Source organism: Legionella fallonii LLAP-10 (assembly GCF_000953135.1).
GTDB lineage: Bacteria > Pseudomonadota > Gammaproteobacteria > Legionellales > Legionellaceae > Legionella > Legionella fallonii.
On sequence record NZ_LN614827.1, the window covers coordinates 3156728 to 3174263 of the forward strand.

Sequence of the window (17536 nt, forward strand, 5' to 3'; positions counted from 1 at the left end):
AATAGTCGATTAATTATCGACAAAGATTTGTTGTTGATTTGTTAAAATACGTAATTTCCATTGATTTTCTATCAATTATAGAATAAAAATTAACAGGAAAACGTTATTTTGGCTAATTTGATAATAAATCGAACTAAAGCAACAACTATCCAATGAAAGACAAACTGCTTGAATTTATAGTGTGATTTGAATCAGAGGCTGAAAAATCCAAGACTTATGAAAAAGGATGCTAGGCAAAAAGGAGTGAAAAAACCAAATTTACACAAAGTGAATGAGGGTTTTGAGCGAGTTTTTAACGAAATATAGCGCATTTTGCGTAAGTCCTGAAATCAAATCTGTTCACTTAATCAAGATGAGTGGGTAGATGTTTAAAGAAAAACTAGATGCGCTTCCATTTAAATTGAAGATACAAGGAAGCGACCCAATGCCAGGGCTAAATTGATAACTATTTCAACAGATACCTACGCATGTGAGACATGCTTTATACCAATTGCGAATTATTTTAGGGTTTTCTCACGCCTCATACAAAGGCTATATTTCCCAACCCACTTAATCCGTAGCTGGTACATTTCCCAGTGTGCCCCTTTGATCATTAGGTCTCATTCGAAACCTGTTTTAGAGTTTCGAGTAAGGTCTATTCAAGGAACATGCGTAAGGTCTGTTCACAAGGTCATGGGTCAGCTTAAAGATCATCTCTCTTCTTGGACAAAAAAGGAGTTTCTAAAACGCCCAATTAAGTCATTAGAGAGAGGATTGTTGCCTTTTTGCAAAAATGAATACCAAACTGTAAATTTTCATACACTCTAACCCTGCGTATTATTGTGCCTAGGGTAACTATAGAGTATGGAAAATCAGAAAATTGGTGTCAGTCAGGCAAAAATGGTAACAATCCCTGTAGGAGCCTTACACTATCTCAGCTTAAATGTCTGCGCCCTAATTATGGGGTTACAGATGGAAAAAATGTTAATCAACGCAATGCAAACAGAAGAAGTTCGCGTTGCACTCATTAAAAACAATCATTTATTTGATCTGGACATAGAATGTCCAGGAGAGATAAAAAAGAAAGGAAATATATATAAAGCCATAGTCACTCGACGTGAACCTAGCCTTGATGCTGTTTTTGTTGAATACGGCTCTAAACGTCAAGGTTTTTTACCATTAAAAGAAATTGCTCCTGAATATTTAAGTAAAAATCCTGATGACTTTGGCGATGACAAACCTCCGATCACTGCATTAATCCGTGAGGGACAAGAATTATTAGTCCAGGTAGATAAAGAAGAACGAGGCAATAAAGGTGCTGCGTTGACCACTTTTATTACTCTTGCCGGTTGTTATTTAGTATTAATGCCTAATAATCCTCGCTCTGGCGGCATCTCTAGACGCATTGAAGGGGACGAGCGTGATGAGTTACGGGAAACCTTAAATGCACTCACGTTACCTGAAGATATGGGACTTATTATTCGCACTGCAGGCGTTGGAAAAAGCCAAGAAGAGCTACAAGATGATTTGGACATGTTGTGCAACCAGTGGCAAGCAATCAAACAAGCTTACACATCAGAACTAGCCCCTTGTTTGATTCATCAAGAAGGCGATGTCATTATTCGCTCCATACGTGATAATTTACGTAAGTCCATTAGTGAAATTATTATTGATGATCAAATTTCCTATATTAAAGCCAAGCAATATATCGAACGAGTAAAGCCTGAGTTTTTACCTAATTTGAAGCTCTATAATAGTAGCATCCCTCTATTTAATTTTTATCAAATTGAAAGTCAAATAGAAACAGCATATCAACGACAAGTGATGTTGCCCTCTGGCGGAGCACTAGTTATAGACAGAACCGAAGCTCTAGTATCAATTGACATCAACTCTGCAAAAGCAACAGGTGGTTCAGATATTGAAGCCACGGCCTTAAATACTAACCTGGAAGCGGCGGATGAAATTGCACGTCAATTACGTTTACGTGATTTGGGCGGATTAGTCGTTATCGATTTTATCGATATGAGTTCTAGCAAAAACCAACGTGATGTTGAAAATCGCTTGAAAGAAGCCTTACAAGCAGATAGAGCAAGAATACAAGTAGGCCGTATTTCGCGTTTTGGCCTCTTAGAAATGTCTCGCCAACGTTTAAGATTGTCCCTTGGTGAAACAGCTCAGGAAATTTGTCCTCGTTGTGAAGGACGAGGAACAGTGCGTAACATTCAGTCTCATGGCTTATCAATTACGCGCCTTATTGAAGAAGAAGCCCTTAAAGAGAAGACCGCTGAAATACAAGTACAACTTCCAGCAGAAATGGCTACTTTCATCATGAATGAAAAACGCAATTTCATAAGAGACATTGAAAAAAGACATGATGTTAGCGTTATTATCATTGCTAATCCTTATCTGCAATCGCCTCAATACACTATTACTCGTTTGAAAGAGGATAATGTAGGAAAATCGAAGAAACCAAGTTATACCTTAATTCAGCAACCAGAACCTCACGTAGTCAGTAGCAACCCGCAAGACGTACCGCATGATGAGCCAGCAGTAAAACAATTTGTTGAACACACTACTGTAAAACATCCATCAACCAGTTTTATCAAACGTTTATGGACTAGCTTATTTGGTGGGCATGCTGCATCCTCTACTCAGGAACAGTCTAAAAAACAACAACACCGAGCGCCTGGAGCATCAAAAACAACATCTCGAAGTTCTAACGACAGACGAGGTCAAAGTAATCCAAATCGCAGACGTCGATCTGGCGGAAATCAACAGCGTACTAGTGGTGGCACTACGTCTAATCCCAATCAACAACGAAGAAAACCTGCTTCCAATCAACAAGCCCAAGGTGGACAGCAAGGAAATCGATCCGCTGCAGCTAAGAATGAAGGCAATAGAAAAAAAGAAGCTTCATTAGCTAGAGAACCGACAGAAAAGTAGTTTTGTCATTATCTGCAGAGTAACAATACCCCCCGGGGACACGAAGTGAAACCCGGGGGTTAATTCCACTAGACTTCTTACGAACAACAACACCTCTGACCATCCTGAATAAGGTCTATGCTTGAATAGCCATAGTTATCCTCACACTACTAGGAACATCGGGAATATTTTTTGTTGCATAAAACCCTCTACAACTCAACAATTTGGATACTGGTTCTGTAAGTCTTGATTTCTTAGCCAATATGGATGCAGGCTCTTCATCTGTGGATTTTCTGGATAACTCATGTTACGCACATGAACTTGCAGTTTGAATAAAAGGCATTAGAATTCCGCCCTTAATTTTAGGGAGGGAATTAAATGAATATGCTTGATCTATATAGTGATTATCTGATTTTTCAAAACAAATACGCAACAGCTACCGGGTTGTCTGATTTGGTTGATGGCGCATTTACTCATGACAAGGTGACGAGGTTTCTTCGTTTTGAGGATTTTGGTTCAAAATCACTTTGGGGTTATATAAAAAAGGCAGTTAGGTCGCAAGAAACGGTTGGTGGTGTATTGATACTGGATGATTCCATCGAAGAGAAACCATACACTGATGAGAATGCAATTAATTGCTGGCATTACTCTCATGCCAAAGGGACGGTTCTCAAAGGGATAAACATCCTGTCGTGCATGGTCCGTTATGAGGACTTCAGTGTACCGGTAGGATATGAGGTGATTAAAAAAGATGTCGCCTATTGTGATATTAAAACCAGACAAATGAGAAGAAAGTCATCAGTGACTAAAAATCAATTATTTCAAAACCTGATTGCCCAGGCGATTAGCAATAAGGTGATGTTTGATTATGTGCTAGCTGACAACTGGTTTGGCTCGAAGGCCAATATGGTTCGCATCCATAAAGACCTTCAAAAATTGTTTATCATTGGGATCAAGTCTAACCGAACATTAGCCTTAACTGAAAACGATGCCAAAAACGAACGGTACCAACAAGTAAGAGCATTAGAACTTGAAGAGGATATAGCCCACACAGTCTGGCTTAGAGGCCTAGACTTCCCGGTGAGGCTCCTGAAAAAAGTGTTCAAAAACGAAAATGGTTCAACAGGAAATCTCTATCTTGTTTCTAATGACATGCTAAGTAGTGCCGAACGTCTTTATGAAGTGTACCAGAAACGGTGGCGGATTGAAGAGTATCACAAATCAATTAAGCAAAATGCAAGCTTAACCAAATCTCCAACTCGAACCGTCAAAACTCAGTGTAATCATATTTATGCTTCAATAATTGCTTACTGCAAGCTGGAACTGTTAAAGATAAAAACTCATTTAAATCACTTCGCCATTAAGTACAAACTTATTGTTAGAGCAAACCAGATGGCTTGGCAGGAGCTTAGAAATATAGCTGCTTAAAATGGTTCGTGCGTAACATGAGTTATTATTACAAATTTGAAATTGGTTTTCTTCATGAAAAAAGTCAAAGAAAAACATCAGCCCGTCCCCGAACCAACTACAACAGGTGAACCAAAAATCTCTTCAGCTGCACTAACATTACAACTATTGAACAAAGAAAAAGAGAAAAACAAAGAGGCAGAAAAAAAAGAGTCTGCTGCTGAAGCAGCAAAAGTACGCTGTAAGACTTGCTTTAAAGAAATCGCACCTAAGCGCCTTTGTTCCGGACATGGAGGTGGTGGTGGCGGAGGTGATAGTGCCACCTCTGGTAAGACATCTGAGGAAAAAGCGAGTCCTGGTGAAGATAAGTCTCTAACTAAACCACGCAAAGTAGTTGAGACCACAGATGAAATGATAGGCGAGTTTGGTTCAGAAGAACTTGATTCAAAGTCTAGTTTTGACCCAGAAATAATTGCGGAGTTGATAGCCAAAGGACTATTACTGGTTGATAGTGATCGCGAATCAATGACCCTTACCATTAAATTGCTTTGTGAGCCTAATGTATTAACTCAAGAACAAAGAGAAGAATTAAAAAAATTCATGGAAGCGATTATAAAAGAATTTAATGAGTTTAAAGAAGAAAATCATCTTCCCGATGATTGTATGAAAATGATTCAAGATGAGAAAGGAAACATACTTTCTCTTCGTATTACCATGCCCACATTAGCCTTATACGATGCATTTATCCAACGGCTAGCAAATAATTTAGTGCCCATACCCAGTCCGAAAGCACAAGAAAAGGATGAAGTCAGGAAAGATCAAAGTCTTGCTCCAAATCCACTTTCGATGGAACCCAAGCCTTCTAATAAAGATAAACCCTCTAAACGAGAAGAAATTGAGCCTAATAAGGATATAGAACCTAAAAAGGCAAAGGAAGAGGAACAAAAAATCTTTAACCCATCTCCCTTCAATATGAAACCTTGGTAAAATGAGTGTGAATAAAAGTAAGACAATTTTTCATTCGCACTCATTAAAAATTATGGATCCAAGAAAAAATAACATAGAATCCTTTCATAAAAACCTCACTTATGTCCAAGCAGATACAGCGATGCAATTACAACTTAAATTATTCAAACACCTGTGATATCAAGTGGATGACTTGTTTTTCTCAGAATCTTTAAATATTGCTTCTGCTCTTTTTTGCTGTTCAAGAAGTTTGCAGTAATGTTCTCGCGTAGAAGCATCGCTAGCATTTTGGCACAGCCGTTTAAACGTTTCTATGCTCTTACTTTCTTGAGCTTGACCTGCAAAAATCACCATCGGAAAACACAATAAAATAAAAATCAATTTTTTCACAACCACATCCTTAATAAATAAAACAATATTCCAGATAGGTTCCTATAGGGAACCGATCTTGGTTCAGACTAATACAATGGCTTCATCAATACAACTTTTCTCCTCGTTTTTTCATCACTATGTGATTCCGAATTTATTCGAGGTGATGCAAATGATGGAGCACATATTCAAACAATACTTATAGACAATCCAACCCTCAGTTAACAGTGCACCGACATCTGATCAGGAAGCAGTGGAACTGTTGAAAAAAGCGGGGTTCCAAAAATCCAACCGTGAATTTGAGCATATTGAAATTATTGACATTATTTGCAATGAACAGCTCGCTATGCGCTGGAGACCATTTACACCGACTCATCATTTTTCAGCAACTTCTAACTTTGAAAACTCCCGCTTATGGAATTGGCCGAGACGATCATGTGAATCCTTATTTTATCCTATGACCAAAGGAATTCCATGTGAAGCCTTCCCTTTAAATTTAAAAAAAGCAAATGATCTTAATGAGCTGCAAACTTCTATAAAGGAAATAGCTAAGTTTGAGGATCAAAAATAATTATTTGAATTCAAGTATTAAACACAATAAATAACTACCGTATATTTTAGGGTTGATATTTTGAAATAAATTCAACATATTATTTCTAATTGAGCAATCGGGCTGCACGCGATTGCCCAAAATAATCATATAAACCCTTCCTATACAAGTTAAGATGAGGTAGCGTTATACTTGAGGGTTCTTCAAACGGAGTCTTAAAACTCCATGTCTACTTCGTGATTTATTTTTATAGATGGGGATTTACTTGGAGTAAATGAGCCAGTTTTTTCTAATGCCTGATTACTTCTATTATATGCAGCAACTAGTTGATTTATGTTCCTGCTATTGTCAACGATTTCGGTGTTTTCTCTAATAGAAGTGATTTGGGAATCATTTAGTTTCATTGACTTCATTTGTGCGATATTGACAATTTTTTCAGGGATTGTCATTGGTTTAACAATCGTTGATGACGTAATTCCAATATCCTTGCTTATCAGTTGTTTTTGGACTTCTGAAATCCCTTTACTCAAATGAATATCGTTCCAGTCCGTTTTTACTTTTTCTTGTAACTTATTAGGGAATACTGCCCTAGCGTTTAGATTATTTTCTTTATAGGCGTCGATTGTTTTTTCAACGGCTTGTAGTGATTTAGCGAAATTTCCATCGTTATCACCCGCAATAATAATTTCTTTTGCAGTGAATTTTTTGATGATTGGAATTAAATTTTTCATATTTGAAACGCCAAAGGAACAGAGTACGGTGGCTTTACTGTCCGCAAGGGCGATTGATGCGCCTGTTTCAAATCCTTCGGCGACATAAAGGAGGGATCCTTGCATTCCTTTTTGAATAATTCCGCAACTGCCCTCCATGATTCCTTTTGATAACTTTGGCTTTTCCATGAATTTATTTTTACTGGCCGTCCTGCTATCCAAGTAAATTCTTTGAACTCCTGTTATTTCATTTTTTTCATTCCGTGCAGGAATGATTAAGGCTGGAATTTTGTTGATTTTATCTGCCAGAACTCCATCCTCATTGCAACTCCTCCATTGGGAGCCTGCTGGCCAAAAACGTACATCTAATTTATCAATAGCATCGATTCCACGATGTTGTTTTAAATATTTTTCAGCTAATGTCCCTTTTGCCTGAACAGAGCTATCCCAGATGCTTTTTGCTGAAATAATTTTGTTTCGCCTTTCCGTGTCGATAGATTTTTGTAATTCTAGTTGATTAACTTTGGATGGCATTATTTTATTAAAAGGCTCATCCAATTGATGTATCCCTGCCAAAGTGGCTGTTTGAGAGAGTGCTTCTTTAAAGGACAAATTATCTCTTTTCATAATCGCTTGAATTGGGGCGCCTCCCACCCCGTCACTAAAGTCATGCCACAACCCTTTGTCTTTACCTTTCAAGCTTACAATCAGGCCGCCATCGTAGCGTAATTCCCTAGAATTCTTTGTTTTTGGCTCACCCCAAATTGCTGTATAGGTGTTTTCAGGATTTACCATTAGGGATTCATTAATGATTCTGGCATCCAAAAATTGGGATGATTTTTGTAATTTCTGTAAGACTGGGTTGACTGATTGGTCTGATTTTTGGGCGATTATTTCCGGTTTAAAATCATAGAGAGTTTCTAGGTCTTTATTAATTGCTTTTACCGATACCACATTTAACGGGTATTCTTGTAAGGCCAGCTGATATCCATTCCCTTGTTCAATCTGATTGATATGAGAGCAAAGAGATGACCAGTTCTTTTTCCAGGCTGATACTGCTTTTACAGAATCAGCGTTTGTAATACTGACGTATTGGGTGGACAGTGTGTGCATGACCTCATTGAGATCCTTTATTTCCCGCAGTTTTATTTGATGGTTGCCCGCTTGCGTTAATAGTTTTTCTTTGTTGCCTTTTTCATAAGACAAAATTAAATCAAGAAACGGTGAGTCTTTCAGTTGGTGAGCTAGGTAATCGCGTTTGGAGGAATGAGTGATTGCTTCTGAAATCAGCTTGTTATTTTGCAAGTTCCCATTTGCCTTATTACAATGCACCTGCTGCCAGTGCCTGTAAGCCTGAGTGCTAGCCATTTTGTAACTCAGAAAGTATCGATAGTCTTTTTTCTCAGCAGAAGATAGGTTGCTTAATCGTTCCAGCCGGTCCGTAACTCGCAGATATTTACTAATAATTTTCGTATCAAGATGTGATTCTTTAATAAAGGGATAATGTCCCTTGATGTCGTTTTTAATCTCATTAATGGCTGCGAGACGGGTTTTGAAATTTCCTTTGCTTGCCATAAATTGTTTTATGTTTTCACTATACTGGTGCTTTTCTTTTTGCGCAGTTAGCTTTGCCAAATCCAATTTGAAATAGGCCGCTATTTCAGGAGTGCCCTTGTTTTGCATTAACTCATGAGCAAGCGCATTACGAGAAGTTAATAATTCGATGGATTTGAGATTAACACTATTTGCAGTACCTTTTTCTGCTTCTTTAAGACTTGCTGACCAACTTTCTCTAAGTTCTAACTGTAGTGTTTTATAAGCTTTAAAGTTATCAAATGCTAATCTTCCCTCAGCATTTAATCCATTACGAAACAAGCGGTCAGCATGAAATCGCGCATCGTTATTAATGGACATCCATAATGTTTCAGGTTTTTGTTTCAGTTCTTTGGCATGGGTTAAGACAAAAGCGTGAGATGATTTGGCTTCTCTTTTAATTTGAGCTGCGAGTTTTTCTTTCTCTTCACCGTGGGCATTTAAATACAGAGAAACATTGGTTCGAATCAAATCCCTTGTTGCGTGCTTGCCAAGTGATTCCAGTCGACTTTGAGCTTTTTTTATTTCCTTGCCATATTCATGCTGCGGCAATCCGATCCGATTCAGCTCACCAATGGAAAAATGCTGCAAATAGGGTTTGTAATGTTCAAGATCCTTACTTATTAAAAAAGCTAGTGAATTTCGTTTGGCCGTAAGTTGTTGTAGATCTCTTTTATTCTGGTTTGAAATATCATTCTCAATGCCCTGTTCAAGCTCATGGGCTTTGATATGCTGGCTTCGTTTGAGAATTTGTTGGTTCAAAGCTACGTAGTGTCTGACCGTTGAAAAGTGCTGACGTTCTGATACTGGCAGTGAGTGAAACAACTTTGAAGTTTGAAAGCGCAAGGCTTCACGTCGATATGTACTGACACTAAAGCCCAGACGCTCTTTGGCAAGGCGATAGAGTTTTTGGTCATTTACAATGGTATAAGCTAATTTGGCGGCTTTTCGTTCTTGCCCTTGTTGTTTGCATTGAAGATAGGACTCTACTGTATGTTCCAGATCTTTCCAGCCTTGTTCTTTAGATAATTTTTTTTCAATGGCATTTTGTAAGGCAAAACTATTTTTGTGATCTTTAAAGCGCGTCTCATGGGCTTTCAGGGTAGCTGAGCCAACCATATCCATTGAGGAATACTTATCACTATCATTGGTAGTAATAGCTTTGACCAAATGCTCTTTGTCATCGGTGACCACTATCATTTCACAAATACCCCGTGTTGTTTCCACGTAATAATTTTGTATTGTGGATGCAAAACGATTGAAGCTTTCAATAAGTCCAAGACCTCTTTTTTTATCTTTTCCCTGCGTGGCATAGGTTGTGAGTACATAGCCATGGTCAATATGGCGTAATTCTTTTGCTTGATGTTGTAAGTGAAGAGTTTGATTGTCTTCAGTGGTGATGATGATTGCCTCTTTAGTGATTTCTTTGATGGTTGCTAATTCAGAATTGCGAATCCCCTTGTCTTCACTATTGCGTTTCCATTGGATTTGATCACCTGCCATAATACTCAGCATTTCTTGGCGATATATTTCAACTGGCCGTTCCAAGTCTTTATTTTCAGTTTTAAATTCAGGTAGCGAAGATAACTTGAATGTGATGGTTTGACCATTTTCACGATTAAGAGAAAGCGTATTATTTTTCTTGTGTGCGTTAGTCACTAGTCCAACAGTTAAATAATCACCTGCTTTAATGTTGTATCGCGGGTTTGTATTGTTAAAACGAATGATATCGTTCTGGCTATAATAGGCCGCGTTTCTAAGCTTAATGCTAGTTAAATTGCGCTCTTTTAAAATGGGTTGCAGGTGCTCTTGTCCGGTTAATGCTCCTTCTTTAATTAATGTATTTCGTAAAATCAGGGTGATATCCTGACGATTCTTGTGCGTTGGCGCAAAACAAAGCGTGTTTTGACGTTTCTCGGGTGTAAATGACAACCATTTACTCGCAAGATAGTCGACTCGTTTCAAATATGTATCAGCTGTTTTGACAAAGGTTAATTTTTCAACGGCATCATAGATCTCACCCCGCCCCGCATGAATAGCCGATTCTTTTAATTCCATGTCTTTCTGGCGAAGATTATCTGTCATGGCAACGGTTTTAATCCCATAATCCTGAATGACAGAGAATAGTTTCCCGCTGGATGGGGCTGGAAGCTGGGCTTTATCGCCAATGATTTTTAATTGGGTATTAAACTGCTCGGCCAGTTTGATGATTTTATGTCCCTGTGGATTAGACAACATGGAAGCTTCATCTACCACAAATATCGTTTTGCTCAAGTCCTGTTTCTGATTTTGTAAACGGCCTAACTCTCTTGCAAAAGTAGAAGCATTTAAACCTCCTTTATGGCGCAGTTCATTGGCGGCTGCCGAGCCTGCCGTAATACCGCGAAGCTCATATCCTTGAAGAGATGCTAATTCGCGGGTTAAACGTAACATCGTGGTTTTACCAGTCCCAGCATACCCTTGAATGGCAATAAATCTGTCTGTTGAAGTTAGAAAGGTTGTCATTGCTTTTTTTTGTGAAGGAGACAAAGCAAACGCCATCTCCTGTTCTTTTGCTTTTATAAAATCATTGACTTTTTGTTTTGAGCAAATAGCCGAAACGGCACCTTTACCATTTTCAATACGCTGGATGGCCTCGCTCTCTAACGTCAATTGCCAAGGTGTTGTCAGTAAAGGCTTTTGTGTAAAAGGATGTTTGGCTGTATACAGATTTTGATCAGCAATGTTTTCTGCAATAGCTTTATTAATTAAGGTTTCATCGATTATCTTGTTGCTGGCAATTACATATTTTAGCGCTTCTTTTTTGAGTTCCCTTTCCTCAAAAACTGCTTGCTGTTGACTGATTGACTCAATAGCCACATAAACAGATTCTCTGGCATGATTCATTTCGATGTTGTCCTTACCATAAAAGCGTTCAATAATATTTTCTTTTAAGGTTTGAAACAGATTTTGTTGAGGCTTATACGATGAGGCCACTAATTGATGTGGATCAAAGCCCATCTCCTGGCACTCTTTAATGATGTCTTCTTTCCATTGATCATAATCAATGATTTCTTTATCCAATTTTGTTTTTTGAGCCGCAATCGAGGACGCTTTGGCACCACTCCAGCCTTTTTCATCGAGTAATGCTTCGATGGATTCCCTTCGTTTTGAAAAATGTGTTAGTACTTGCTCGGGTGCACCCTGAATTTCCCACAAACCATCACCATCAGAAACTAGCTGATATCCAAGTTCTTTGGTTAAATTTGCTAATTTGTTGCGAAATTTAAGCCCACCATAAATATGGTGTTTCATGATTTGTTCAACCACTCCTTTTTGACTATCCATGTCACTGGCAAGTGAACGCCACTTACCATCTGGACAGTGGGTCATATTTTGAACTACCAGGTGTGTATGCGAATTAGGATCATTGGCGCGAGAGCTTGGTTGACGAAAAGCAGCAATTACTAAATTTTTGGTGTCGATGTATTCAATTTTGCCGTCAACGAGTTGCCTGGCTTGTGCAAATTCCTTCTCCATTTCTTCAACGAACCATTCAACAGCCTTATCAAACACCTCTCCAAGTCGTGGGTCAGCACCACTTTCAAGTAAAATGGAAAAAGATTTTGGGGCAGTCAAGGTCATATCAAAACCGGGGCGATGATGAACACCGTCCTTATCGATTCGACCAAGTTGAGTACCATCCGGCAATGTACCTTTAAGAAGGGCTAACATCTGTTCTTTTTCTACTGTTTGCCCGTGGATCCCAAGAATTTTCGCTCCATCCCCTAACCAGCGCACACTTTTAGAATCATTTTCATAATAATTGACGACATCCAGATAATACGATGCTGCTCCATCAGCACTGTCTAATGGCTGAAGACTTAACATGCTTACCCCTTATTTGTTCTTATAAAAACTCAACAAGCTCTTTTTCTTCTTCAATCTTTTTTTCTCTGGCAATTGGTTTCGTAAGGTCTTTTTTTGTTGAAGTTGCAGTCTCTAAAGCATCATCATGGGATGCGGCAAGGATAGGATCGCTATAGGTATCCACCAATTGTTCCACTTTTTGACGTAGCGGATCAGGATCAATAGCTCGTGCAATAAACTCTTCGTGAATGAGAGGATAATCAACGTAATTAAGCTTTATTTTTGCTGCAGGAAATTCACCTTTTACTCGCAAATACCCTTGTAGATCATTGATTACCTGAATTTGAGTTGGTAAAACCAATTGCTTTTCCTTAGTTTGCCGAGATACTGAAATCCCATCACGCATGGTGTTAGCACCATAACTAATAGATTCATTGACCTCTTCAATTTCATAGGTACCAATATTGCGGGAAGCATGTTCTGCATCAGTATGTTCGGGTAAACGGAGGAACAAGCGAGTCGAACACAAATTTGAAAGGGACGCGGCACCATCGTTACCATAGATAGTGCGCAACTGGGATGCACCATGATGGCCCAATAAGAAGCAACCACCAAATTTGCGACTTTCTGACTTGACTGCGGCTAAAAAGGGTAAAGCATGTAGAGTTGCCAATTCATCTAAAATAAACCAAACACGGCGGTTATCATCTGGCGCTAAACTTAAGAGCTCTTTGGTAGCCGTATTAATCCAAGCTGAAATCAGCGGTCTAATGGTTGGGTGTTTGCGCCCATCAGAACTGACAAACAAACAAGAGTTGCTCTGATCATTCAAAATCCAGTCCCGAATCGAAAAGATATCCCCGTCATCCTTTAAATACAACAAGGATTTTAAATAAGTAGCCATTACGGTTTTCACATTTAAAGCAGTCTTTTGTACTTTATCGGATACCAGAGATTCTGATTCAGTATGACGCAGTAAATGATGAATTCGACCTAAGTCTGCTGTGAGCAAATATTGCAATAACATCAGATTGGAGCGTTTAGGATCATTTTTTAGCTCATTGGCAGTGGAGACGAAAATCATACGCGCGGCTTTAATCCAAAAGGGATCCATCGTGTTATTAATAGGCATCGGCATAATAGCCTCAGCAAGTGCTTCAAGATCTGCTTTGTCTTCGCATTCTGCCCAGACATTCCAGGAATGGCCTCTCGTATCTAAGGGATTTAAAATTACATCTTGATGTTCACGATAAAAACGAGATAAATAAGTTCCTCCTTTATCATAAATAATCGCGCGCTCGCCTCTGGCTTGTATCGTCGTCAATAGATCACGAATAGCAACAGTTTTACCAGATCCCGTGGTTCCGACTATTTGTATATGCTGGGTTTCAGAACCAAAGGGCAGAGATACACCACCAATCCGATAAGGAGAAATCCTGCTTGTCTTTTTGATGCACTTTTGTAACGTGTTTTCTTCAACTAACTCACTGCCGCGAATGATCTTAGCTTTACTTTGATTTTCCCCTCTTTTTTGCAACCACTTAACCATGACAATTAACATCATGACAGAGGCAAATAGTGCCTCTATCATGCTCTTAAGTAGAGCTTGTTTTAATTGATTAACAATGCCGATGACCATGGGAGCTTTTACAATTTGCTCTGAATACACAGGATAAGATTCACCCGTTGGCATGCGAACCACTTGCTTGGCTTTGCTCTGTATTAAAGTCATTGCCTGGGCTTTAACCCATTGCTGGCCAATATAACGTTGATACGCACTGGTATTAAAATAAAAAGCCATGACTGAGAAAATAAAAAAAACTATCAGCATAGCAAGGCTTACTTTCTTACCTACCTGTGTAAACATGCGGACATTGTGCAAAAAGATTTGACCGCCGCGAATAAATAATTTTGTAGGATTTACCGCCATCATTAACTCCGAATCGATATAAAAAAAGTGAAAATCAGGCTACAATGAATAAAAAGGAGAAAATCCAATGGAGAAGAACTATAAAGGGCAAGTGATGATACGCTCACTTGATGAATTGTCCCCTGAACAAAGAAAAAAACTGCGTTTGGCATCAATGGGAATCGGTTCTCTTGTTCTTTTAATTGTGGTGTTACTATTTCTTTGTTTTGGTGATTTCCCAAGTAACAAAGGCTCCTTATTTTTTTACTGCACCGATTGGCTCTTATTCGTTGTGTCACCATTAGCGGCTTTTGGGCTTGGTGCCTCTTTTGGCTTTGATTTGATGCTCTCAGATTTAGGCTTTGCATTTTCTTTTGGATCCTACGGTGGTTCATCACTAAACCAGCCGTTTTCCTCACATGAGTCGCCCAATTACCATCGTTCAAACCACTACGGCTCTTCTGTGAGCATAAACCCAAGCTCAGGTCGGCCGATGTCAGGAAGCAGTGGTATGGATACCTCTGGAAACCCTTATGGAACCCGCTCCTGGTAAGCATCATTTTACGTCCTTGTTTGCCTGGGCAACGATGACATCCTGCATGACTTGCGACCCGTCTTGCACTATGCCCTCAACATTCTTGGACATCTCTGACTTGGCGCGTGCAAAATCCTTATCAACTGCACTAACCGAATCTTTATTGACGCTTCCTGCATTGATGTTCTTTGCTCGGTCATTGAACGTATTGGTATAATCCCCAAGGGCATGATCAACCCCCGCACTACCTGCAATACGACTTTTAAATCCTTCATTTTTTTGGTGCACTTGACTTTCGTTAATAGGATGATTTTTTTGAAATTGGCTGATTGATTGCGCGGTTTTTTCACCAACAAATTGTCTTGCATAAGACTGAGCTAATTCAGGATCGTGACGAATTAGCCATTCTGCCTGTTGCAACCCAATAGTGCCCTGACTATTAGGTGCACGATGATGTGATAACCAATCAATAAACCCTGTTTGCGCATCAAGATTAATAGATGCTGTTTGTTCGCTGGAAGTAGTTGCTTGTCGGTGATAACTCTCTGATTCGGAAAAACTCGCCACAGCTTCATCTCGATACTGCATAGATTTATCAAAGCCTGCTGAAAAGTTATTAGCCAAGCGTCCACTAAAATCATCAGAAGTGCGGAAATGATCGTCCTTGGTGGCTTGTCTTGCCTCATTCACCACATCTGTAAAATGGTGTTCCTCACTAAAGCGCCGCGCTTCATTCATCAAGCGTGCGTCTTGATGGGATTCTGATTTGTCCCGTTCATGACGCACATTTCCCCCAATCTCAATATTACCCTTTGCCCCAGGTACTGCAGAACCGGTTCCAAAACCAAACGATCCTCCTAAATTAATACTGGCAGCACTTAAAACTTTAGTCGCGTCATCCCGAGAAATATTATGATCGTGAGCAAAGGTATCAATGAGATTGGATATTTTTGATGCCGCCGCATTAAAGCCTGCTGAAGTGGATATTTGGTGTCCCTGCCCACTTTGTTCCCCATGTGATTGCGTTTCACCAAGCTCTGCCAGGCTTCTGAGTGATGCCGCATAGTGCTCTGATGAAGCAATTGATTTATTGAACCCAGCACTTTTAGCACTGTCGGATAATTCAGAAAATGCAGATCGCGTGCTTTCTCCTAATTGAATATTAAGCGGGGTATGCGAGGTCGCAGTTGCCATCGTCAGTGTTTCACTGCCATCACGCGATATTCGGGCAATTGAACCACTATCAAGGCTTGTTTCAATACCACCCAATGATATTCTGGCGTTTTGATCGTTATGAAAAGAACTGCTATTAAACCCATTATGATTAGCAAAACTGGTATTTCCGTAGCTGTAATTTCCCATTTGTGCTTCTTCTGCGGCAGAGGAGGCGGCATTTTGAACAATACCTGTAGGTTGTTGCGTGAGTGATACAAAACTACCCACGTGTCGACTGATTAACATATAACTCAATGTGGTTGTCGCCAAGACTAAGTAGCCTCCCAAGGCAGCCATATTTTCATAGACTTGATTCATGCCTGTTTGGTAGGCCAAAGTAGTCGCCCCTGTTGACACAAAGGACAATGAAAACTGCGCCAAAATAGTCATGATGTAGTTAATAACAGTAAACATCGGTGCCCATAGGGCAAGCCAGACATACAGTGTTGCGTAAAATTGAAAAAAAGAAATGCCTGAGGGAAAGGGGAAAAAAAACAAGACAAAAATAAAACACCCTATGACAATGCAAAATAAAAGACTTTGCAACATGGGCAACCAATAAGCGGACATTAGTCCAATGTTGCTGAGTGCCGCGGGTATTTTATCCTGTGCTCTACTGGCTGAAAAACTCTCAATTGCCGCTTTAGAATTCACCCGAGCACCCATAGAGAAAACGCCATCTCGAATCGCATTAGCCATCATATTTTGCCGAATAAGTGCTGCGGCATCACCTGACATGGCGGTTAAATGATTATAAGCTTGAGGTAAGTATTTTTCGAAATTAGCTAGGGCATCTGAATGATTGCCAAAAGCAAAACCTGCATACTTAGATTTGGCATCTTCAATCACGCCACTCCAGGCACTGTCTAATAAACTAGCGGCTTCCATACACGATTTAAATGAACCATCGTAAATAAACCCACGAGCAACAGAGGCATTGGATTTAACCAGTTCCCAAATATCTCTTGCTTGATTAATGTCTTTTAAGCCATATCGTCCATACATCACATCATAGAACACGCATTGCTGCATGAACTTTTGCATGTTTGCATTAAACAACGGATCGGTTATTTTTATATTACTTGCTGATAAAAAGAGCTTCGCACCCATGATCATGCCTGTTTGGCTGTAATCCATATCGTTAGGTGAATGAAAGAAGAATTCAAAAAGCCGGGTTACTTTATCACTTAGCTGACTGCTTAATCCCCCAACCACACCCAAAATTAATGGCACATTATCAACCGTTAAATCTGGACGTAGAGGATCGGTTCTGTCGTGGATTTGCAAATTGCAGGTAGGTGTTAAAATAAAGGAAATAACAAAAGCATATTTTAAAATATAGAAGAACATACTGCGCACATCTCGCTTTACTATGAATTGACCTACAGTACACACCCCACCAATAATAATAGCTGTTCTAAAAATCCCAAGAATGCCGTCATAGTGAAACATAGCTGCGGTGGCGTTATAAAACGCCTTAAGTAACTCACCACCGGTAATCGTATAAATTTGCATCGTAACTGCCATTTCAA

At 39.4% G+C, this 17536-nt stretch carries 9 protein-coding genes; 5 read left to right on the forward strand and 4 right to left on the reverse strand.

Features of this window, described 5'->3' with window-relative positions:
• The first annotated feature begins 951 nt into the window (after positions 1-951).
• The 3 genes from LFA_RS13145 to LFA_RS13155 all read left to right on the forward strand — a co-directional run bounded on the left by LFA_RS13145 (position 952) and on the right by LFA_RS13155 (position 5295).
• Positions 952-2922: an Rne/Rng family ribonuclease gene (locus tag LFA_RS13145; RefSeq protein WP_084602240.1), complete on the forward strand. Its 1971-nt coding sequence runs from the start codon at positions 952-954 to the stop codon at positions 2920-2922.
• 357 nt (positions 2923-3279) lie between these two features.
• Positions 3280-4329, forward strand: coding sequence for an IS701 family transposase (locus LFA_RS19235; protein WP_045096120.1), 1050 nt, complete (start codon positions 3280-3282; stop codon positions 4327-4329).
• Positions 4330-4383: 54 nt separating this feature from the next.
• Positions 4384-5295, forward strand: coding sequence for a hypothetical protein (locus LFA_RS13155; protein WP_045096596.1), 912 nt, complete (start codon positions 4384-4386; stop codon positions 5293-5295).
• A 159-nt stretch (positions 5296-5454) separates the two neighbouring features.
• Here LFA_RS13155 and LFA_RS13160 read toward each other — a convergent pair whose 3' ends face one another.
• A complete protein-coding gene (locus LFA_RS13160) occupies positions 5455-5664 on the reverse strand; it encodes a hypothetical protein (RefSeq protein WP_045096597.1) in 210 nt (69 codons plus the stop codon).
• Positions 5665-5896: 232 nt separating this feature from the next.
• Here LFA_RS13160 and LFA_RS13165 point away from each other — a divergent pair, with 232 nt between their 5' ends.
• Positions 5897-6214, forward strand: a complete 318-nt coding sequence (locus tag LFA_RS13165) for a hypothetical protein (protein WP_045096598.1) — start codon at positions 5897-5899, stop codon at positions 6212-6214.
• 194 nt (positions 6215-6408) lie between these two features.
• Here LFA_RS13165 and traI read toward each other — a convergent pair whose 3' ends face one another.
• Both traI and traD read right to left on the reverse strand, forming a co-directional pair.
• Positions 6409-12366: a conjugative transfer relaxase/helicase TraI gene (traI, locus tag LFA_RS13170; RefSeq protein ID WP_045096599.1), complete on the reverse strand. Its 5958-nt coding sequence runs from the start codon at positions 12364-12366 to the stop codon at positions 6409-6411.
• A gap of 19 nt (positions 12367-12385) precedes the next feature.
• Positions 12386-14278 carry a type IV conjugative transfer system coupling protein TraD gene (gene traD / locus LFA_RS13175; RefSeq protein WP_045096600.1) on the reverse strand — a complete coding sequence of 631 codons (1893 nt, stop codon included), beginning with the start codon at positions 14276-14278 and terminating at the stop codon, positions 12386-12388.
• Between the two features lie 64 nt (positions 14279-14342).
• On the opposite strand from traD, the gene LFA_RS19895 reads away from it, so the two are divergent.
• Positions 14343-14807 (forward strand): hypothetical protein, encoded by a 465-nt coding sequence (locus LFA_RS19895; protein WP_045096601.1) that lies wholly within the window; start codon positions 14343-14345, stop codon positions 14805-14807.
• Between the two features lie 3 nt (positions 14808-14810).
• Here the strand turns inward: LFA_RS19895 and LFA_RS13185 are convergent, their stop codons facing one another.
• Positions 14811-17531: a conjugal transfer protein TraG N-terminal domain-containing protein gene (locus LFA_RS13185; protein ID WP_045096602.1), complete on the reverse strand. Its 2721-nt coding sequence runs from the start codon at positions 17529-17531 to the stop codon at positions 14811-14813.
• Between the last annotated feature and the right edge of the window lie 5 nt (positions 17532-17536).

Excerpts from the sequence above, each read along its gene's own strand:
- LFA_RS13145 (WP_084602240.1), top strand. The coding sequence starts at position 952 with ATGGAAAAAATGTTAATCAACGCAATGCAAACAGAAGAAGTTCGCGTT.
- LFA_RS19235 (WP_045096120.1), top strand. The coding sequence starts at position 3,280 with ATGAATATGCTTGATCTATATAGTGATTATCTGATTTTTCAAAACAAA.
- LFA_RS13155 (WP_045096596.1), top strand. The coding sequence starts at position 4,384 with ATGAAAAAAGTCAAAGAAAAACATCAGCCCGTCCCCGAACCAACTACA.
- traI (WP_045096599.1), bottom strand. The coding sequence starts at position 12,366 with ATGTTAAGTCTTCAGCCATTAGACAGTGCTGATGGAGCAGCATCGTAT.
- traD (WP_045096600.1), bottom strand. The coding sequence starts at position 14,278 with ATGATGGCGGTAAATCCTACAAAATTATTTATTCGCGGCGGTCAAATC.
- LFA_RS19895 (WP_045096601.1), top strand. The coding sequence starts at position 14,343 with ATGGAGAAGAACTATAAAGGGCAAGTGATGATACGCTCACTTGATGAA.
- LFA_RS13185 (WP_045096602.1), bottom strand. The coding sequence starts at position 17,531 with ATGGCAGTTACGATGCAAATTTATACGATTACCGGTGGTGAGTTACTT.